This window comes from Sphingomonas aerolata (genome assembly GCF_003046295.1).
Classification (GTDB): Bacteria; Pseudomonadota; Alphaproteobacteria; order Sphingomonadales; family Sphingomonadaceae; genus Sphingomonas; species Sphingomonas aerolata.
In genome coordinates this window covers 95332-115802 of the sequence record NZ_PZZN01000001.1, presented here as the reverse complement: position 1 = coordinate 115802, position 20471 = coordinate 95332, and the positions used below count along the sequence as shown (strand labels likewise).

17 protein-coding genes are annotated in these 20471 nt (G+C 66.8%); 13 read left to right on the top strand and 4 right to left on the bottom strand.

Annotated elements, in window-relative coordinates; translation table 11 throughout:
• Positions 1-12: 12 nt before the first annotated feature.
• Positions 13-219, bottom strand: a complete 207-nt coding sequence (locus C8J24_RS00555) for a hypothetical protein (protein WP_146163607.1) — start codon at positions 217-219, stop codon at positions 13-15.
• A gap of 139 nt (positions 220-358) precedes the next feature.
• Here C8J24_RS00555 and C8J24_RS00550 point away from each other — a divergent pair, with 139 nt between their 5' ends.
• The 4 genes from C8J24_RS00550 to C8J24_RS00535 all read left to right on the top strand — a co-directional run bounded on the left by C8J24_RS00550 (position 359) and on the right by C8J24_RS00535 (position 3992).
• The gene (locus tag C8J24_RS00550; protein WP_107929605.1) at positions 359-1495 is read left to right on the top strand and encodes a glycosyltransferase family 4 protein; all 1137 of its coding nucleotides are present in this window, start codon (positions 359-361) and stop codon (positions 1493-1495) included.
• A 68-nt stretch (positions 1496-1563) separates the two neighbouring features.
• The gene (locus C8J24_RS00545; RefSeq protein WP_031441354.1) at positions 1564-2967 is read left to right on the top strand and encodes an NAD(P)H-dependent flavin oxidoreductase; all 1404 of its coding nucleotides are present in this window, start codon (positions 1564-1566) and stop codon (positions 2965-2967) included.
• Positions 2968-2994: 27 nt separating this feature from the next.
• Entirely contained in the window at positions 2995-3621 is a 627-nt protein-coding gene (locus C8J24_RS00540; protein ID WP_107929603.1) for a LysE family translocator, read from the top strand.
• Positions 3622-3743: 122 nt separating this feature from the next.
• Positions 3744-3992: a hypothetical protein gene (locus C8J24_RS00535; RefSeq protein ID WP_197975206.1), complete on the top strand. Its 249-nt coding sequence runs from the start codon at positions 3744-3746 to the stop codon at positions 3990-3992.
• Positions 3993-4037: 45 nt separating this feature from the next.
• Here C8J24_RS00535 and C8J24_RS00530 read toward each other — a convergent pair whose 3' ends face one another.
• Positions 4038-4229 (bottom strand): hypothetical protein, encoded by a 192-nt coding sequence (locus C8J24_RS00530; RefSeq protein WP_031395371.1) that lies wholly within the window; start codon positions 4227-4229, stop codon positions 4038-4040.
• 91 nt (positions 4230-4320) lie between these two features.
• Positions 4321-5343 carry a 2-hydroxyacid dehydrogenase gene (locus C8J24_RS00525; RefSeq protein WP_107929601.1) on the bottom strand — a complete coding sequence of 341 codons (1023 nt, stop codon included), beginning with the start codon at positions 5341-5343 and terminating at the stop codon, positions 4321-4323.
• A 162-nt stretch (positions 5344-5505) separates the two neighbouring features.
• Between C8J24_RS00525 and C8J24_RS00520 the strand changes: the two genes are divergently transcribed.
• The 9 genes from C8J24_RS00520 (at position 5506) to C8J24_RS00480 (ending at position 19261) form a co-directional block, all read left to right on the top strand.
• Positions 5506-5997 carry an SH3 domain-containing protein gene (locus C8J24_RS00520; protein ID WP_056674924.1) on the top strand — a complete coding sequence of 164 codons (492 nt, stop codon included), beginning with the start codon at positions 5506-5508 and terminating at the stop codon, positions 5995-5997.
• A 32-nt stretch (positions 5998-6029) separates the two neighbouring features.
• Entirely contained in the window at positions 6030-6497 is a 468-nt protein-coding gene (locus C8J24_RS00515) for a GNAT family N-acetyltransferase (protein ID WP_107929599.1), read from the top strand.
• Between the two features lie 75 nt (positions 6498-6572).
• Positions 6573-7346, top strand: a complete 774-nt coding sequence (locus tag C8J24_RS00510; RefSeq protein WP_244180312.1) for a prepilin peptidase — start codon at positions 6573-6575, stop codon at positions 7344-7346.
• Positions 7343-7786 carry a hypothetical protein gene (locus tag C8J24_RS00505; protein WP_052380969.1) on the top strand — a complete coding sequence of 148 codons (444 nt, stop codon included), beginning with the start codon at positions 7343-7345 and terminating at the stop codon, positions 7784-7786. Before C8J24_RS00510 ends, C8J24_RS00505 begins: the two co-directional genes overlap by 4 nt.
• Before the next feature lie 154 nt (positions 7787-7940).
• Complete coding sequence (locus C8J24_RS00500) at positions 7941-10058, top strand: BamA/TamA family outer membrane protein (protein ID WP_244180310.1); 2118 nt, start codon at positions 7941-7943, stop codon at positions 10056-10058.
• Positions 10058-14314, top strand: a complete 4257-nt coding sequence (locus tag C8J24_RS00495) for a translocation/assembly module TamB domain-containing protein (RefSeq protein WP_107929597.1) — start codon at positions 10058-10060, stop codon at positions 14312-14314. The genes C8J24_RS00500 and C8J24_RS00495 overlap by 1 nt, the downstream gene beginning before the upstream one ends.
• Positions 14315-15039: 725 nt before the next feature.
• Positions 15040-16329: an EAL domain-containing protein gene (locus C8J24_RS00490; protein ID WP_244180301.1), complete on the top strand. Its 1290-nt coding sequence runs from the start codon at positions 15040-15042 to the stop codon at positions 16327-16329.
• Positions 16330-18804: an ATP-binding protein gene (locus C8J24_RS00485; protein ID WP_107929592.1), complete on the top strand. Its 2475-nt coding sequence runs from the start codon at positions 16330-16332 to the stop codon at positions 18802-18804. It abuts the gene before it with no gap.
• Between the two features lie 64 nt (positions 18805-18868).
• Positions 18869-19261, top strand: a complete 393-nt coding sequence (locus C8J24_RS00480) for a response regulator (RefSeq protein WP_031394137.1) — start codon at positions 18869-18871, stop codon at positions 19259-19261.
• Positions 19262-19283: 22 nt separating this feature from the next.
• Here the strand turns inward: C8J24_RS00480 and C8J24_RS00475 are convergent, their stop codons facing one another.
• A complete protein-coding gene (locus C8J24_RS00475; protein ID WP_031441344.1) occupies positions 19284-20438 on the bottom strand; it encodes a hypothetical protein in 1155 nt (384 codons plus the stop codon).
• Positions 20439-20471: the final 33 nt, after the last annotated feature.

The following is a 20471-nucleotide window of genomic DNA, read 5'->3' as shown; positions in this document are numbered from 1 at the left end:
GGGGAGCGGACCTTACCTCTCCAAGGCTGACACGAGACTGGTGAAAGCATCTACGTTCGCTTTCTGATGCGAAAGCACCCCGGCAGTAATATCCTGCGTAGTGCCATCCGGCATGACAAGCTGTGCCTTCACCCCGCCGTTACTGAAGAGATCGACCTGTCGCAGAGATTCTTTGCGCTGCTCGTTCGCCCATTCGATCAAGTCATCCAGTGTTTTCACCGTCCGCCCCCCTCCGTTGCCGGCATCATAGCACGGCATGAAATTATGCTTCTAGTGTCCGCAAGTGGGCGGAAGCTGACAGCGATCCAGCGCGCCTGCTCCCTTGAAACCCCGGCGAGAAATCGGCATCGCGTCGGGCATGGCCGCACCCGTCAACATCCTGCATCTCCACTCCTCGTTCGACCTCGGCGGGAAGGAGGCTCGGGCGGTGCGGTTGATGAATGCGTTCGGCGATCGCGCCAAGCACACCATCGTGTCGGGCGTGGCCGATGCGCTGGGCGCGCAGGGGTCGATCGCCAAGGGGATCCGCTACGAGATCGCGCAGAACCCGCCGCCGCTGACGGGCAAGCCGTCGGTCGCGCGCTACGAGGCGATCGCGCAATATATGCGGCGGTTCGACCTGGTGCTGAGCTATAACTGGGGGGCGATCGACGGGGCGATGGCGCGCCGCGCGTTCGGCAAGGGCGCACCGCCGCTGGTCCACCACGAGGACGGGTTCAACGCCGACGAGGCGGGCGGGCTGAAGATCGAGCGCAACATCTATCGTCGGCTGGCGCTGGGCGCGGCGCATGCGCTGGCGGTACCGTCCGAGGTGCTCGAGGCGATCGCACTGAAGACCTGGAAACAGCCGCGCGAGCGGGTGCACCGGATCGTGAACGGCATCGGCACCGCCTATTACGCGCAAAAGCCCGAACCCAAGGCGATCCCGGGGTTCGTCCCGAAGGCGAAGGAGGTCGTCATCGGCGCGCTGGCGGGCCTGCGCGAGGTGAAGGACCTGACCGCACTGGTGCGTGCGGTCGGCGGCGTGTCGGGGCGGGTGCGGCTGGTGATCGTCGGCGAGGGACCCGAGCGCGCGCGGATCGCCCAGGCGGCGGCGGCGATGGGGATGGCCGACACGCTCGTCCTGCCGGGATTTCTCGATCGGCCCTATCGTTATATCGGGCATTTCGACATCCTCGCTCTGTCGTCGCGCAGCGAGCAGTTTCCGATTTCGGTGGTCGAGGCGATGGCCGCCGGCCTGCCGATCGCGAGCTATCCGGTCGGCGACGTCGCGCGGATGGTCGCGCCCGAAAACCTGCCGTTCATCACCGAAGCGCCGAGCGAGGTACGGCTGCGCGATGCGTTGCAGACGCTGGTCGCGGATCCCGCGCTGCGCGCGTCGATCGGGGCGGCGAATCAGCGGCGCGCGCGGGCCGAATTCGACGAATCGGTGATGATCGCGCGCTACCGTGCGCTGTACGAAGAGGCGCTCGGCAGGCCCGGCGCGCTAACCTAGGTCTTAATTTGCTCGCACGCTGCGTCCTTGCGATATAGGGGGCCGTATTTTCCGGGAGAGGTGACGTCGTGTTCAAGGGCCTGAAGCCTATCGTCTATAACGGTCGCGAAGTGTGGCCGCTGGTGGAAGGCGGCAAGGGAGTCGCGGCGACCAACCATGCGTCGGCCGGAGCCTGGGCCGCCGCGGGTGGCATCGGCACGGTTTCTGCCGTGAATGCCGATAGTTACGATCCAGAGGGCAAGATCATCCCGCAGGTCTATGCCGCGCTGACGCGGCGTGACCGGCATGAGGAGCTGGTCCAGTATGCGATCGACGGTGCGGTCCAGCAGGTCGAGCGCGCCTATGAGATCGCCGACGGCAAGGGCGCGATCAACATCAACGTGCTGTGGGAAATGGGCGGCGCGCAGCGGATCCTGCACGGCGTGCTCGAGCGGACGCGCGGCAAGGTGGCGGGCGTCACCTGTGGCGCGGGCATGCCCTACAAGCTCAGCGAGATCACCGCGTCCTACGGCGTCAGCTACCTGCCGATCGTCAGTTCGGGACGGGCGTTCCGCGCGCTGTGGAAGCGCGCCTATTCGAAGGCTGCACAGTGGCTGGCGGCAGTCGTGTACGAGGATCCGTGGCTCGCGGGCGGGCATAACGGCCTGTCGAATGCCGAGGATCCGCTGAAGCCGCAGGATCCCTATCCGCGCGTGAAGGAACTGCGCGACGTGATGCGCGAGGGCGGTATTTCGGACGACGTGCCGATCGTGATGGCGGGCGGCGTCTGGTACCTGCGCGACTGGAACGACTGGATCGACAATCCCGAGCTCGGCACGATCGCGTTCCAGTTCGGCACCCGCCCGCTGCTGACGCGCGAAAGCCCGATCCCGCAGGGGTGGAAGGACGCGCTGACGAAGATCGAGGAAGGCGACGTGCTGCTGCACAAATTCTCGCCGACCGGTTTCTATTCCTCGGCGGTGCGCAACCCGTTCCTGCGCAGCCTCGAGGCGCGGTCCGAGCGCCAGATCGCGTTTTCGACGCAGGAGGCGGGCGACCACATCTTCCAGCTCGACGTCGGCGTGAAGGGCAAGAATTTCTGGGTGACGCGCAACGACCTGTTGCGCGCACGCCAGTGGTTCGGCGAAGGCTTTACCGACGCGCTCAAGACCCCGGACAACACGCTGGTCTTCGTCGGTCCGGAAGAAAAGGGCATGATCCGCAAGGACCAGGCCGACTGCATGGGCTGCCTGTCGCAATGTTCGTTCTCGAGCTGGGCGGACACCGAGACCAACTCGACGGGCCGGCTCGCGGATCCGCGCAGCTTCTGCATCCAGAAGACGCTGCAGGATATCGCGCATGGCGGCGACATCGACCAGAACCTGATGTTCGCAGGTCATGCGGCGTATAACTTCAAGAAGGACCCGTTCTATTCCAACGGGTTCGTGCCGAGCGTCGGGCAGCTGGTCGATCGGATCCTGACCGGCGACTGAGTCGGTCAGGGTAGGGGGGGCAAAGGCATGACGCTGCATGCGTGGACGGTGTTCCTGGTCGCAGTGATCCTGTTGTGCGGCACGCCGGGGCCGAACATGCTGCACGTCATGACGCGCAGCATGACCTTCGGCGCGCGGCGCAGCCTGGCGGCTATGGCGGGGTGCCTGACCGCGCTGGTTCTCGTCCTCGCGGCATCGGCGGCGGGGGTCGCGGCTTTGCTGACCGCCTGGCCGCGCGTGTTTGATGCGCTGCGTTATGCCGGCGTCGCCTATCTGATCGTGCTGGGGATCAAGGCGTGGCGCGGTGCGGGCGGGCCGGTCGATCTCGGCGCCGACACGTTGCCGCTCACGATGTCGGCCGCACGGCTGTTCCGCGGCGGGTTCGTGATCGGCATCAGCAATCCCAAGCTGCTGCTGTTCGCCGCCGCCTTCCTGCCGCAGTTCGTCAACCGCGCCGCGCCGCAGGGGCCGCAGTTCGCGATCCTCGTCGTCACCTTCGCAGTGGTCGAAAGCCTCTGGTATGCGGTCTATGCGATGAGCGGGCGCAGGCTCGCGCGGCATCTGACGCGACCGGCATTGCGGCGTGCCTTCGACCGCGCGACGGGGGCGGTGTTCGTCGGCTTTGGTCTCGCACTGCTCGGAACGCGCGTCTGACACGGCGGCCGAGGTTGCCGATCGGCGGGATAGCGCGCATACCGGGCGCATTGCGGCGCTTCATTCGGGCAAGCCACGACTGAGAGACGTATCGCGCTCCCGCTCCCTGCCGGGATTATCAGATGACCACCACGCCCAGCGCCGATGTTGCGCCCATTTCGCGTGCGATGAACGTACGCGTCACCGAGGCTCAGGCCGTCGCGATGTGCGCCAAGCACAAGGCCGAAATCAGCGCGATCGAATCGCTGCCGTCGGGCGGAACACGGATCGTCCTGATGAACATTGCGGATGCCGCGACCGTCGCCAAGGCGTTCGGGTCGAAGGTCCTGACGGGCACCGTTCAGCGGACCGGCTGGATCCGCGCACGGTGACTTGAGGGGCGACGCGCGGACCTTCAGGCCCGCGCGCCAGACGTTTCAGTCGGCGACCGTGCCGACCACCGCGCCGCCGGCACCACCGACCGCTGCGCCCTTTTCGACGCTACCGCCCGTCGCCGCGGCGACACCCGCACCGCCGGCTGCACCAATGCCTGCGCCCTTGAGCGTCGAACACGCGCTCATCGACACGGCGGACGCGATCAGCAGCGCGGAAACAGCAATCTTCTTCATGGGATACTCCTCTTTCTCTCCGGGGGTATCCAACAAATGCCGCACTGCGGAATCGGTTCCGGGCACGGGTGCGGGCACTTGGGAGCGGCCGTCAGGCCCAGCCTTCGAGCACCTGATCGGGCGGACGGTGGCCATCGGCCCACATCCGGATGTTCTGGATCACCTTCTCACCTGTCGCGATCCGCCCCTCGAACGTCGCCGATCCCATGTGCGGGAGCATCACGACGTTATCGAGCGCGAGCAGTCGCGGATCGATCTGCGGCTCGTGGCGCCAGACGTCGAGCCCGGCGCCGGCGAGCCGCCCTGCCTCGAGCGCGTCGACCAGCGCGGTCTCGTCGACCACGCCGCCGCGCGAGGCGTTGATGAGGAAGACGTGCGGGCGCATCAGCGCGATCCGGCGCGCGTCGATCATGTCGCGGCTGTCGGCGTTGAGCGGGGTGTGGATCGTCACGATGTCGACCGCGCCGAGCAGCTCGTCGAGCGAGGCGTGCCACGTCGCCCCGAGCGCCTGTTCAAGCGCGACGGGGAGGCGGCGGCGATTGTGATAGTGGATCGAGAGGCCGAACGCGGCAGCGCGGCGCGCGACCGCCTGTCCGATCCGGCCCATCCCGACGATGCCGAGTGCCTTGCCACCGATCCGGTGGCCGAGCATCCCGCCGGGGCTCCAGCCGGTCCATGCGCCCGAACGGACGAGCTTCTCGCCCTCCGCCAGCCGCCGCGGCACCGACAGGATCAGCGCCATCGTCATGTCCGCAGTGTCTTCGGTCAGCACCCCCGGCGTGTTGGTGACGATGATCCCGCGCGCCCGCGCCGCCTTCAGGTCGATATGGTTCACGCCCGCGCCATAATTGGCGATCAGGCGAAGGCGATCACCCGCGCCGGCGATCAGCGCGGCGTCGATATCGTCGGTCACGGTCGGGACCAGCACATCGCAATCGGCCATCGCGGCGGCCAGCTGGTCGCGGCTGAGCTTGGCATCGCCGTGGTTGTTGGTCGTGTCGAACAGCGCCGCCATACGGTCCATGACCGCATCGGCGAGTTCACGCGTGACGACCACCTTGGGGTTGGGGCAGCGCCGGGTGTCGGGCCAGCTATCGGGGCGTGGATCGGGCATGACTCTGGCTTGGCGAACGTCATCCACGGCGTCAACGATGGAGCGGCAAAACCGCGCTGTCATCCGTGGAACGGCGGCGGGCACGCTTAGCAGTTGAAACCGCCGCCGCGGTGGCGATAGAGCTTGGCCGGACACGAACCGCGTCGGCAACAGGACATCAGCATGCGCATTCTCGCCTTCGGGCTCGCCGCCCTCGTCACGGCGGCGCTGGGCGCCGAGCCTGCCGCCGCCGCGGATCCGGTGCGCAAGCTTCCCTATTATGCCTCGATCTCGGCGGGGCGCGCGCGGTTGCGGACCGGGCCGGCCCGCGCCTATCCCGCCAGCTGGCTGTATCAACGTGCCGACCTGCCCGTGCGCGTGATCGCGATCCACAAGGAATGGCGCAAGATCGCCGATCCGGACGGTACCGAAGGCTGGATGCAGGCCAATCTGATGAGCAGCACGCGCACCGCGATCGTACGCGGCACGACCCCGATCGCGATCCTCGACCGCCCGAGCGAGAGCGGACGCCTGCAATGGCGCGCGGCCCCCGGCGTGGTCGGTCGGCTGAGCCAGTGCGGCAATGGCTGGTGCAAAATGGACATCAAGGGACAGGCCGGTTTCGTGCGCGTCGACGCGCTGTGGGGAATCGATGCGGACGAAGCGCTGCCCTGAGCGATGACGCGCCGTCGCACCCGGATCGCGTCATGCGGATAGAGCGCGACGATCTGACGCGCGACGCGGTCGTCGATCTGGTCGCGCTGCACCAGCGCGCCGCGCACGCCAACTCACCGCCGGCCTGTGTCTTTGCCCTCGACCTCGCCGGGCTGCGAGATCCGTCGGTGGTGGTGTGGTCTGCCTGGGACGGGGCGGGGGGCGAGTCGACGCTGCTCGGGATCGTCGCGGTGAAGCCGCTCGACGCGGGGCATTGCGAGCTGAAATCGATGCGGACGCATCCCGACCATGTACGCCGCGGCGTCGGCGCGGCGCTGCTCGATCATGCGACCCGCCATGCCAGAGACATGGGCGCGACCCGGATCAGCCTCGAGACCGGGAGCAACGCCGCCTATGCCGCGGCGCGCGCGCTGTACGAACGCGCAGGCTTTGTCCGCTGTAAGCGGTTCGGGTCCTATCCGCCCTCGCGGTTCAGCCGATATTACACGCTGGATCTCTGACGGCGGCAGCGCTCGCCGGGATCGGGGCGCGCGCATCGGCTTGACGGCGCGGGACGTGCCCGGCACGCGCGGCGGATGATCGACGCCATGCCCGTGCCGAGCCCGATGATCGCCGCGGCGGCGCTGGGCGTGCTCGGGGCGATCGTCGGCAGCTTCATCGCCGCGCTCGTGATTCGCTGGCCGCAGGACCGGTCGGTCGTTCGCGGGCGGTCGGCGTGCGATGCGTGCGGGCGGACGCTGACCGCGCTCGATCTCGTCCCGCTGGTCAGTGCACTGCTGCTGCGCGGCCGGTGTCGGTCTTGCGGTGCGCAGATCGATCCGTTGCACTGGCGGATCGAGGCGTGCGGGCTGGCGATCGGTATCGCCGCAGGGCTCGTCGCGCCGGGGCAGGCCGCCTTGTGGGGCGCCGCCTTCGGCTGGATGTTGCTGGCGCTTGCCGCGCTCGACCTCGTCGCCTTCTGGCTGCCCGACCGTCTGACCCTCTTGCTCGCGCTCGGCGGTGCGGCGGGCGGCTTCGCCGGACTGGCGCCCGGGGGACTCGACCGGATGATCGGCGGGGTCGCGGGGTTCGCCCTGCTCTGGGCGATCGCGGCAGGCTATCGCCGGATCCGCGGACATGACGGGATGGGCGGCGGCGATCCCAAGCTGTTCGGCGCGATCGGCCTGTGGCTCGGGTGGCAGATGCTGCCCGCCGTGTTACTGATCGCCAGCATGGTCGGGCTCGGCGCGGTGCTGACGATGCGCGTCGGCGGCAAACCCGTCACCGGGCAGACCGCGATGCCGTTCGGCGCATTGCTGGCGATCGCGGCTTATCCGGCCTGGCTCTTCATGATAGCGTCGGGCGGATGATGCTATTGCTTATCGCCGCGGCCGTGCAGGCCGCCACGCCCGCCAAGACGGTGCCCGGCGACACCACCAAGGCTCCCGCGACGCTCGGTCCGATCGGCAAGCAGGCGATGCCCGCACGGGGATGCGCGGCGTATCTCTGGTCGACGGGCGACCGCGCGCTGGTGGCGATGGCGACCGCCGACTCGGCTCGGCTGCGTCTCGCAGTTGACGGCAAGCCGGTCGATTATGCGCGAGTCGACGAGGCCGGGCCGGGTGGCTACGGCTTTGCCGGGGTGACGACCTATCGCGGTGGCGACCTGACCGTCGCGCTCGACATGACGATCGTCACGCGCGAGGATCTGGCGTCAGGCGCGATGGTACCCAATGCGACGCTACGGCTTGAGCGGCCGGGCCGCGACACCATCGTCCTTCCGGTGGCCGGCATGATCGGCTGCGTGTGAATCGCCGGATGACGGAAACCAACCCAAGTTTCGTGCGTTGCGAGGGATTAACGGGGATGAATCGAACGCGGTCGCCCTTCGAAAGGGGATCGTGTTTCCTGTGACGAGTTCGACAAGACGGCACTATTGGCTCGCGATCGCTCTGGCGGCGAGTGTGGCTGCTCCCGGCGAAGCCCAGCTGGCAAAGCCCGGTACCGCGCCCGCAAAGGGACCCGACGCACCCACCGCCGAGCAGCGAGCCGACACCGGCGTCGCCGATCCCAAGGGCAACGCCCCGATCGTTCCCGACGCGGAATTCAACCAGGCGCTGCCGCCGCTTTCGAACGACATCAACGCACCGCTCGAACCGATGGCGAGCGAAACCGCGCCCGTGACACCCGCGACGGATGTGACCTCCGCGACAACCGCGACGGGCGCCGTATTGCCCCCCATCGGTCCCGAAGATCCGCAGCTGGTCGTGCCGCTTCCCGCGCTCGCGAGCTACGACACGGCACCGCTGGCGACCGCTGCGGACATCAAGGACAAGGATGCGCCCGAGATCCGCTATGATGCGGAAATCAAGGGTCTGGCCGATGCGGGCGACGGGCTCGAGGCGCGCTACAAGGCCCTGTCGGCGCTGAAGGGTGGCGGCAAGGCGGCCAACACGACGCAGGTTTCGGCGCGCGCGAAGGAAGACGAGGCGCTGGTCGTCCGGCTGCTGAAGTCGCTCGGCTATTATGATGCGACCGCGATTTCCACGATCGAGGCAGTTCCCGAAAAGCCCGGCCGGCTGAAGGCGATCGTCAGCGCACAGCCGGGGCGGCTCTACACGCTCGGCTCGATCGACGTGAAGACCGCGCAGACCATTCCGCCGGATCTGGTGCGCAGCCAGTTGCCGCTGAAGGTCGGCGATTCGATCCAGGCGGACCGGATCCAGGGGGCGGAGGCCAATGTCTCGCTGATGCTGCCGCAGATGGGCTATCCCTTCGTCAAGGTGGGCGAGCGCGACATCCTGCTCGACGACGAGGCGCAGGCCCCGACCGGTGCCTATACGCTGCCCGTCGATACGGGGCCACGCGCCTCGTTCGGGCAGTTGCGCACCGAAGGAGACGCGGTGTTCGACATCGAGCATCTGAACGTCTTTCCGCGGTTCGAGGCGGGGCAGCTATACGACAACCGGATGACAGACGACCTGCGCGACGCGCTGGTCGCGACGAGCCTGTTCCAGAGCGTCTCGGTGGTGCCGCAGCGGACCGGTCGGACCAACCCCGACGGCACCGAGCAGGTCGACCTGCTGGTGCGGCAGGAAAAGGGCCCCGCGCGTACGCTGGGCGGCAATGTCGGCTTCTCGACCGGGCAGGGCTTCCGCGCCGAGGGGACCTGGCAGCATCGCAACCTGTTCCCCTATGAGGGTGGTCTGCTCGCGTCGGTGATTGCAGGGACGCAGGAACAGGGGCTTGCGGGCACGTTCCGCCGCGCCAATGCCGGGCGTCGCGACCGCACCTTCAGCCTGACGGCGGGAGCGAATCATTCGAACTACGACGCCTATGAGGCGTTCACGACGAGCGTCGGCATCCGCTGGAGCTATGATTCGACGCCGATCTGGCAGAAGCCGATCACCTATTATTATGGCGGCGAGCTCGTCGGCACGAATGAGAGCGTGTATGATTTTGCCCGCGGCGAGAACGTCCGGCGGACCTACGGCATCGTCGCGCTGCCCGGGCAGTTGCTGTTCGATCGCTCCGACAGCCTGCTCAACCCGACCAAGGGGTTCCGCCTGAGGCTCAACGCCAGCCCCGAAACATCGGTGCAGGGCTCGGTCAAACCCTATGTCCGTGCGATGGTCGAGGGGACCTTCTACTATCCCGTGTCGAGCAGCATCGTGATCGCCGGCCGTGCCAAGGCGGGGACGATCCAGGGCGTCGCGCGCGACGATCTGGCGCCCTCGCGGCGCTATTATGGCGGCGGCGGCGGATCGGTCCGCGGTTATGGCTATCAGCGGCTCGGGCCATTCGATCCCAATGGCGATCCGGTCGGCGGGCGCTCGCTCAACGAATTCGCGCTCGAGGCGCGCTACCGGTTCGGCGATTTCGGCATCGTGCCGTTCATCGACGCGGGCAACAGCTATGAGAGCAGCACGCCGAACCTGTCGAGCCTGCGCTACGGCGCGGGTATCGGCGGTCGCTTCTACACCAGCTTCGGTCCGATGCGCATCGACGTCGCGACGCCGCTGAACCCACGCGAGGGCGACGGCAAGGTCGCGCTCTACATCTCGATCGGGCAGGCATTCTGATGGCCGAAAACGGCGCACCCCCTGCCGACCAGGGACCTATCGATCAGGCTGACGACAGCGTCGTAGCCCGGCGGCCGCTCTGGCAGCGAATCCTCAAGGGGATCGTGATGCTGATCGTGGCGCTGATCGTCCTCGTGCTGATCGTGCTGTTCGGGATCAACACCGATCCCGGTCGCCGCCTCGTCGCGGATCAGATCGGTGGCTATACGACCGCGTCCGGCCTCAACATCAAGGTCGGCCGGATCGACGGATCGATCTACGGCGCGATGACGCTCAGCGACGTCCGCGTGTCGGACCCGACCGGCGTGTTCCTCACCAGCCCGAAGCTGCGCGTCGACTGGCGCCCGTTCGCCTTTGCCAGCAACCATGTCGATGTCCGGTCGCTGACCACGCCGCTCGTCACGCTGCAACGGCGTCCGGTGCTCAAGGCAACCCCAACCGATCCCAACGCGCCGCTGCTGCCCGATCTCGATATCGACGTGAACCGGCTGGTGATCGACCGGTTCGTGATCGGTAAGCCGGTGACGGGCCAGACGCATATCCTCAAGATCGACGGCGCGGTCCATATCGCCGACAAGCGTGCACAGCTGACGACCAACGCCGCCGCGCTGACGGGCCCAGGCATTGCCGGCGGCGACCGACTGATCCTCAAGCTCGACGCGGTGCCCGAACAGAACAAGCTCGACGTCAACGTCAAGCTGACCGCACCCGTCGGCGGTGTGGTCGCGACGATGGGGTCGCTCAAGGCGCCGCTGACCGCGACGGTCGACGGCCGTGGAAGCTGGGCCGCCTGGCGCGGCCGTGCGGTCGCGACGCTGGGCGGCGGCGAGCTCGCCAATCTCGGCCTGACCGCGAAGAACGGCCATATCGAGGTGCGCGGCGCGACCCGCCCCGGCCTCTATCTCGAAGGCCCGGTCGAGCGCCTGACCGCGCCGCAGCTCGACGTGGCGATCGACACGACGCTGAACGACCGCAAGGCCGACACGCGCATGACGCTGAAGTCGGATGCGCTTGCGGTCGATGCCGGTGGCCTGATCGATCTCGCCAACAGCCGGTTCGCCAATTTCGCGGTGGATGCCAAGCTTCTGACCCCGGGAGCGATCCTGCCCAATCTGCGCGGTCGCGATGTCACCGCGCGCGTCGTCCTCGACGGGGCGTTCGCGACCCCGACCGTCGACTACAAGGTGCGGGCCGCGACGATCGCCTTTGGCGACATGGGCGTCGAGAACCTCTATGCCGAGGGTCTCGCGCGCGTGAATGCCGACCGCATTCTCCTGCCGATCAAGGCGCGCGCACGTCGCGTGACCGGGCTCAATGCGGCGGTTGGCGGCCTCGCGACCAACGTCGCGATCGACGGGGACTTCGCAATCTCCGGCGTCAACGTCCTGTCGGACAACCTCAAGATTCGTTCGGACAAGATTGATGCGACCGCGGTCGTCGTCGCCAACATGGCGACCGGACGCTATACCGGCGCGCTCAAGGGGCGGGTCAACAATTACCGCGTCGACGGCATCGGCATCGTCAACCTAACGACTGATGCAAAGCTGGTGCCGGGCCCCAATGGCGGGTTCGGCATCACCGGCCGCGTCGTCGCGAAGACCGCACAGATCTTCAACGAAGGCGCGCGCAGCTTCCTCGGCGGCAACGCGATCGTCCGGTCGGACATCGGGTACAGCCCCGAGGGGATCGTGACCTTCCGCAACCTCCGCATGAACGCGCCGCAGTTCCGCGTGACGCGCGGCGAGGGGCGGTTTGATCCGGCGACCGGTGCGGTGCTCGTCAACGCGGATGCCTATTCGACCGTTTACGGGCCGCTCTCGGCGCGGGTCACGGGCAGTGCGACCGCGCCGGTAGTCGTCCTGCGCGCACCGCGGCCGGGCGTCGGCGTCGGGCTGGTCAATCTCCAGGCGCGGGTGGTCGGGCGTAACGGCGCCTATGCCGTCGTCGCGAGCGGCGGCACCGATTACGGCCCCTTCACCGCCGATGTGCTGGTCACGCCGGGCACCCAGCTTGCGGTCGACGTGCGCCGTGCGGTCTTCGCGGGCATCGTTGCACGCGGCCGGATCGTGCAGAGTGCGGCGGGGCCGTTCGCCGGTGCGCTGCAGTTCGCGGGGCAGGGGCTGACGGGCAATGTCCGTCTCGCCAACCAGGGCGGGTATCAGCGCGCCGATGTCGCTGCGCGGGCCTATGGCGCGAAGATTCCGGGCATGGTCGATTTCACGATCGGCCGCGCGATCGTCGATGCCAGCGCGGTGCTGTACCCCAAGGCGCCCGAAGTGATCGCCGACGTCCAGATCGCCGACATGCGCTACGGCGAGGTCGTGTTGTCCGCCGCGCGCGCAAAGGTGAATTACGTCGGTGGCAAGGGCACCGCCCAGGCACTGGCGACGGGGTCGAGCGGCGTACCATTCCGCCTCGCGATGAATGCGAAGCTGAGCCCCGAGAACTATCTCGTTGCGCTGAAGGGGCAGGCGAACGGGATCGACTTCCGCACCGCCAATCCCGCGCGGATCCAGGCGACGCAGGGCGTCTATCGTCTTTCGCCGACCCGGATCGACTTCGGTCAGGGGACCGCGGCCGGCGCAGCGCGTCTTGCCGGCAGCTATGGCCGCGGGTTGAACGCACAGGCGCGGCTCGACAAGCTCGACCTGTCGGTGCTGAGCGCGCTGATGCCGAACCTCGGGATCGGCGGCACCGCAACGGGCAGCCTCGACTTCGCCCAGGCCAACAGCACCGCGGTGCCGACGGCGAACGTCCGTGCGACGGTGAGCAACTTCACCCGCACGGGAATCGCGGCGGTGTCCGATGCGGTCGACATCGTCTTCGCCGGCACGCTCAATGCCGATGGCGGGACCGGCCGCGCGCTGGTCCGGCGCGGGCCGACGGTGGTGGGGCGCATGGTCGCCAATCTCCGGCCGCTGGGCGCTGGCGCGTCCTGGTCGGAACGACTGATGGCGGCACCGCTGTCGGGTGGCATCCGGTATAACGGGCCATCGGCAGTGCTGTTCAGCCTGGCCGCGCTGCCCAACCAGCAGCTGTCCGGGCCGATCGCGATCGCGGCGGACTTCTCCGGGCGTGTCCAGGCCCCGCGTCTGAACGGCATCGTACGGGCCGATTCGCTGACCTATGACAATGAGGTCTACGGCACGCGGCTGTCGCAGATGGCGATCAACGCGCGGTTCAACAACGACCGGCTTGAACTGACGCAGCTGCGGGCCCGTGCCGGCAATGGCAGCGTCCAGGCCCAGGGCAGTGTCGGGCTTGCCGCGGACAGCGGCTTCCCGATCGATCTGCGCGCGACGCTCGACAATGCACAGCTCGCCAAGAGCGACGCGCTCAGTGCGACGACGACCGGGTCGGTGCGGTTCACCTATGGCCGCGATGGCGGACTGCTCAAGGGTGACCTGCAGATCCCGGAGGCGCGTTACGAGATCATCCGCCAGGGTCAGGCGGAGGTTGCCGAGCTGACCGGTATCCGCCGCAAGAGCGAGATACGGCCGGCGCTGCCGACCGATCGTCCCGCGCGGCCCGCGCCGCCGAGCCTGATCAAGCTCGACCTCCGGGTGCGGGCGCCAAACCAGCTGTTCGTGTCCGGCATGGGTCTCGAATCGGAATGGGAGATGGACATGCGGATCACCGGCACGTCGACCGCGCCGGTCGTCACCGGTGGGCTCGACATCGTCCGCGGGACCTATTCGTTCGCGGGCAAGCGGTTCGAGGTCAATCGCGGCACGATCCGCTTCCGTGGTGGGGCGCTGACCGATCCGGACATCAACATCCAGGCGACGACGACCACGAACAACATCACCGTCGTGATCAACGTCACGGGCACTGGCCAGCGGCCGCAGATCGCCTTCACCTCGACCCCGGCGCTGCCGCAGGACGAGGTGCTGAGCCGGCTGTTGTTCGGGACCAACCCCGAGAATCTCTCGGCGACCGAGGCGATCCAGCTGGCGTCTGCGCTCAATTCGCTGCGCGGGTCGGGTGGCGGTCTGAATCCGCTCGGCAAGCTGCGTTCGGCGACCGGCTTCGATCGTCTGCGCGTCCTTGGCGCGGACGAGGCCAGCGGGCGTGGCACCAGCCTTGCGGCAGGCAAGTACCTGACCGACAACATCTATGTGGAGATCGTCACCGACGCGAAGGGCTTCACCTCGACCCAGCTCGAGATTGCCCTGACCAAGGCGCTCAGCCTGCTCTCGTCGGCCGGCGCGCAGGGCGGGACCAACGCCAGCGTGAAATACTCCAAGGACTATTGATCGCCTCATCCCGTGGCGGCGCGGATCGCGCCCGCCACGGGATCTTCCCAGACGCGAGACGCGGCGCGTAAAGCTCGCCGCGCGATCCTCGCAGCCAGACACAGGTCTGCCCGATTGCGGACGCGGGCGCGCTACGCCGATCCCTATACTGTGTTGCTGGTTTTGAAGGCAGGCTGCTTCGGCCTGCGCCCTGGCGCTGATGCGCTGCCCATCTTGTCTGTATGGTGAAGCCGGGCGGCGTCATGCGCGCGCTGCAGCGGTAGCGACCGGTCACATATCCAGACGGCCATGGGGTTGGCCCGTCGGCGTCTACCCGTCGGCTTCAGGCCATAACGGGTCTTAAAACACTATAGTTGAATGGCATTCAAAGTGGCCCGGCGCCAATGGAAGCTTGCCCGCGATACGCGGGTTTTTCCAAAAACGCCGGGCCGGCACCTGTTTACCAGGGGCGCATGTGGTCGCCGTAGATGAGCGAAAGAATGAGCTTCAGCACTTTTTTCTCCCTTGTTCACGCCCGTTAGGACGCAAGGGGAAGTTAACCGGGCGTTAACTTGAATTCAACATGGTTTATTAATCGTTAACCACGTTTACGTGCCAGCATGGGAGGCTTAACGCTATCTTCAGTATCGGCAGCTAGCGTTTAGGGATGATCGACCTCTCGCATATTCCTTTCGGCTGCACGTGCGACTCGCATCGCGGCGGTTATGCGTCTGCGAGGCTATCGCATGACTGACGTGTCGGATCCCGCGACTATGTCGTGCCTGCCCGTGGCCTTTCATGGCTGGCAGTTCGTCATCCTCGCCGAGGTCGCGAATTTCGCAATGCTTCGCCGCCATGTCGGACGCGCGCGCGCGGACACGCTGGTCGGTGATATCGCGCTGAGGATCGCGGCGGTTCTGCCGCAATCGCGTACCGAGATCGCCGCGCGTGATCTGATCGACATCGCGCTTCTGGCGGATCAGCAGGACGAGCTCGACCTCGCGCTCGAGCTGATCGCACATGCCTTCACCACGCCGTTCGACATCGACGGCGAACTTTATCACGTCGACCTGACGCTGGGCGGCGCATCGGTCCGCGCACCGCAGCACGACGAGGTCCGCCTGATCGAGGAAGCCGAGCTCGCGCTTGCCGATGCCCGGGTCGAGCGCGGACCGATCGCGCGCGACGTATCGGCGGCCAGCGCGTCGCTCGACCGGCTGATGCTGGCGCGCGAGCTGCACAAGGCGATCGGCGGCGACCAGCTTTTCCTCCAATATCAACCCAAGGTCCATCTGCGTCGGCAGGAGATCGTCAGTGTCGAGGCGCTGGTCCGCTGGCGCCATCCGCAGCGCGGCCTCGTGTTGCCGAGCGACTTCATCCCGATCGCGGAGGAGAGCCGCGACATCGTTGCGCTCACGCTGTGGACGATCGAGCAGGTGATCGGCGACCAGCGGATCCTGGCGGCGCATGGTCATGAACTGCCGATCTTCATCAATATCGCCGGCGTCCTGCTCGCCGATGCGCGATTCGTGCGGCAGGCGTGCGAGATGATCACGTCGAGCGGCGCGCGTCTGGGCTTCGAGATCACCGAGACGTCGGTGATTCGCGATCCGGAAAGCGCGATCCGGAATTTGCAGATCTTCGCGGATATCGGCATCGTGATCGCGATCGACGATTATGGTGCCGGCCTGTCGTCGCTCGCCTATCTCAAGCAGCTTCCCGCCAGCGAGCTCAAGATCGACAAGCTCTTCGTCACGCAACTCACCAGTTCGAACCGCGATCCGCTGATCGTCCGGTCGACGATCGACCTCGCGCACGCGCTCGAAATGGAAGTCGTCGCAGAAGGGGTCGAAACGCCCTCGGCGATGGCGCTATTGTCGGTCATGGGGTGCGACATGATTCAGGGATTTCTGGTGAGTCGCCCGATCGGTATCGACGCTCTGCTGCCGTTCCTCGCGGAAGAGCGTCATCTGGCAATCGCCCGCGACGTGCGGTCACCGCTCACGCGGATCGCGGCTGTCCGGAAGACTGGCTGAGTGAATCAGCTGGGTCGGCGGCGGCTAAGCCTTTGGCATGGGCTGCCGGCGATCCTTCTCGCCGTCAGCGCAGTGCCCGCGGCAGCCGGGGCAGAGCCGCTGCCGCAGGTCCGGTTCGATATCGCCATCGGGAATGCCAAGTCGCTGGTGCAGACCGATCCAGGCGAGGCCATCCGCAGGGCATCGACCGCCGAACAGGCCGCCGCCGCGATAGCGGATCCCGAAAGGCGGCAGCTGGCCGTCGCGACCGCGCGCTGGCTGCAGGGGGAAGCGGCGCTGCGGATCGATCGCGACGATCGCGCCGCCGTGCTGATCCACAACGCTCTGGCAACGGTGGTTAGGCTGGATCCTGGTTCGGCGCTGAATGCCGAGATCCTTCTATCCCGCGGGGGCGTTCATGCGACTCGCGCGGAGTTGGCGTCGGCGCTGGCGGACTATCAGGCCGCGCACAATATCTTCCGCACGCTTGGGGACATGCGCAACCGTGCCAAGGCGCTCATGCTGATCGCCACGCTGTACGGCGATGGCAATGACAGCGAGTCCGCCCTCAAATATCTCAGCCAGGCGCTCGACGTCTACCATGGCGACCCGGGCCTGCTCGTGGCGATCTACAATAACCGGGGCTCCTGCTATCAGGATCTTGGCCGTTACGACCAGTCTGTCGCACAGTATCGCAAGGCACTGGCGCTCGCCGAGCAGATGAAGAGCCCGCTGCTGCAGTCCCGCATCCAGGGGAATATCGCGCATGTATTGCTAAAGGCGGGCAAGACCGCAGCCGCGGCAAAGGCGATCGCTGCCAGCCAGCGCCTTGCCATGCAGTCGGAGGCCGCAGTCTGGCGGGTTCAGCTGCTGCCGATCGCCGCCGAAGTCGCCCTCCAACAGGGGAATTTGCCGCGCGCGCTCGCGCTCATCACGCAGCGTTTTGCGGGCGTCGATCTGACGAAGACCAACCTGTCGTATCGGGAGGGGCATCAGGTTGCCTATGCGATCTATAAGGCCCTCGACCGGCCCCTCGACGCGCTCGTCCATCTCGAGGCGCAGAAGCGTCTGGATGATCAGGCGACCACACTCGCCACGAATATGAGCACGGCCTTGCTGGCGGCGCGATTCGACTTTGCGAACCAGGAACTCAAAATTTCCAAACTGCGCGCCGATGAGCTCGAGCGCAGCGTGCGGTACGAGAAGGACCGGGCAAAGACGCAGCGGCTGATGTTCATCGGCGCGATCGCGGCGGTTTCAATCATCATCGGCCTGCTCGCGCTGGGGCTGGTGACGATTCGCCGCAGTCGCGACAAGGTGCGCGCCGCGAATGACGACCTCGCGATCACCAACGCGGCGCTCGGCAAGGCGCTTGCGGCGAAGACCGAGTTCCTGGCCACGACCAGTCACGAGATCCGCACGCCGCTGAACGGGATCTTGGGCATGACCGAGGTCATGCTCGCCGACTCGCGCCTCACGCCCGACCTGCGCGATCGCCTCGGCATCGTGCGCGGCGCGGGGGCGACGATGCGCGCGCTGGTCGACGACATTCTCGACATCGCCAAGATGGAAACCGGCAACCTGACGATCGAGTTCGCGCCGTTCGATCTGTGCGCCACGGTGACCGATGCTGCGCAAATGTGGGAGGAGCAGGCCCGGTCGAAGGGGCTGTCGTTCACGCTCGACATGGCCGACTGCCCCGCCCGGATCATGGGCGACGCCGCGCGGGTGCGGCAGATCGTGTTCAACCTGTTGTCGAACGCGCTGAAATTCACTCGCGTGGGCGCGGTGACGGTAGCGTTGCGGACCGGCGAAGACCGGCTGTGGCTCGACGTATCCGATTCGGGCATCGGCATTCCGGCGAACAAGCTCGACGAGATCTTCGAATCCTTCCGGCAGGCAGATGCCGGAACGACGCGGCAGTTCGGCGGCACCGGGCTCGGCCTGTCGATCTGTCGCAACCTCGCGCGCGCGATGAACGGCGACGTCACGGTCACCAGCCGCGAAGGGCAGGGCGCCACGTTCACGCTCAGCCTGCCGCTGGTCCATGCGGAGGCGATCGCACTCGGCGACCTGGGGGCCGATCAGGGAACCGGCGCGGCGACGCTGATCATCGACCGCAATCCGATCATGCGCAGCATGTTCCGGACGCTGGTGACGCCGCATTGCGACATCGTCCTGACCGCCGCCTCGATCGACGACGCTGTCACGCTGCTGGCGCAGACGGTCGTCGCGAACATCGTGATCGACGATGCGACGTTGCGCGCCGGTGGCGATCCGGGGCGGGCGCTGGAGCAGCTGACACAAGCGGCAGGTGATGCCGCGACGACGCTGTTGTGGCCCGCCGATCGGCTCGACGATCCGACACTGCTCACGCCTGCCATTACACGCATCGTTGCGAAGCCGGTATCGGGTGCGGATCTGGTCGAAGCGATCTTCGCGTCGCCGGTAGTTAAAAACAACGCAATTCCCGATCTTGTCTCGCGGGCGGCTTGATGCGTAAACGCCTAGCAATGACGGACAGCGCGCCTCTCCCGGTCGAACCGTCACGGAGGATATGTTGAACATCTTGTTCATCGAGGACGATCGGATGAACCGCCGCGTGGTGGGCGACATGCTCGACGTGGCCGGCGCGACGATGGTCGAGGCGGAAAGCGCCGAGCGTGGCCTCGAAATCCTCGACGAGCAGGATTTCGAGATGGTGCTGGTCGACCTGCGCATGCCTGGCATGGACGGGATCACCGCGATCCGTCACATTCGCGCGCGGTCCGACGCCAAGGGCATGGTCCCGATCATCGTCGTGACCGCGGACGTCGCCCCCGACCTCCGCCAGCGCTGTCTTTCCGCGGGCGCCGACGATGTGATCTTCAAGCCGGTCGCGATGGATTCGCTGTTCGACGCGATCGGCCGGATCCTCGCGCGTGAGGCACAGGGCGACGGGCTGATCGGCTGATCACAGGCCGGTCATACGCCCGCTAGAGCGTCTTTTCGTAGACCTGATAGACTTTGTTCATGCGGCTCTCGATCGTCTCGGCGATCGAGCGCATCCCCTGATTGTCGTCGAGGATCCAGCCGATCTCGGCGCGGGTGGCGCCGTAATCCTGCGAGGCGGAACGCCGGATATATTCGATCATCATGAAGGCGAGCTGGCTTGCCATGCGCGACGACTGCAGTTCCCGGACGACGCCCATCAGCGGGACGCGGACCGTCTTCACCTTTGGCTTGCGCAGCCATAGCAACAGCTTGGCCCAGCCGAACGGCAGGAGCGACCCGCGCAGCGGCTTGATCGCCTCGTTCAGGTCGGGCAGCGTGATCATGAACGCAACGGGCTTGCCGTCGACTTCGGCGATCCGGATCAGGTCGTTGAAGACGATCGGCTTGAGCTTCACCCCGACATCCTTGATCTCGGGGGGCGTCAGGGGCACGAACCCCCAGTTGCTCGACCAGGCATCGTTGAGGATGGCGAGGATGATCGCGGCCTCGTCCTCGAACCGCGACTTGTCGACCTCGCGGATGACGATCCGCGGATTCTTCTCGCCCGACTTGATGATCCGCTGGACGATCGGCGGGAATTGCCGCGTGACGTCGACCTCATAGGTCATCAGCCGCTTGACCGGGACCTGGCCCGACCGCTCGACCCAGTCACGATATTCGGGGCGTGCATGCCCCATCATGATCGTCGGCGCGTGATCATAGCCCTCGACGAGGAGACCGGGCTCCTCCCAGATCGACATGCTGATCGGGCCGAGCATCCGCGCCATGCCCTGTGCGCGCAGCCAATCCTCGGCGGCGGCGAGCAAAGCCTGGAACACCGGCTCGCTCTCCGCCTCCATCAGCCCCCATTGGCCGACGCCGGGGCCAAAGCCCTGTTCGGCGGGCATGGTGAGCGCGAGCGTGTCGATATGCGCCGAGATGCGACCGACGACCCGGCCATTCTCCTCGGCGAGGAACAGTTGCGCCTTGGCATGGCTGAACCAGCCATTCTTTTCGGGCGTGATCAGCCCCAGAGCCTCGGTCTTGAGCGGCGGGACCCAGTGCGGATCGTCGCGATAGAGGCCGAAGGGCACGTCGACAAAGACCTTGCGATCACGCTTCGTCTCGACCTTGCGGATCGTTATCGTACCGGCCATTGGCTCGCCCCTCAGCGCTGCGTCGTCAGCCGC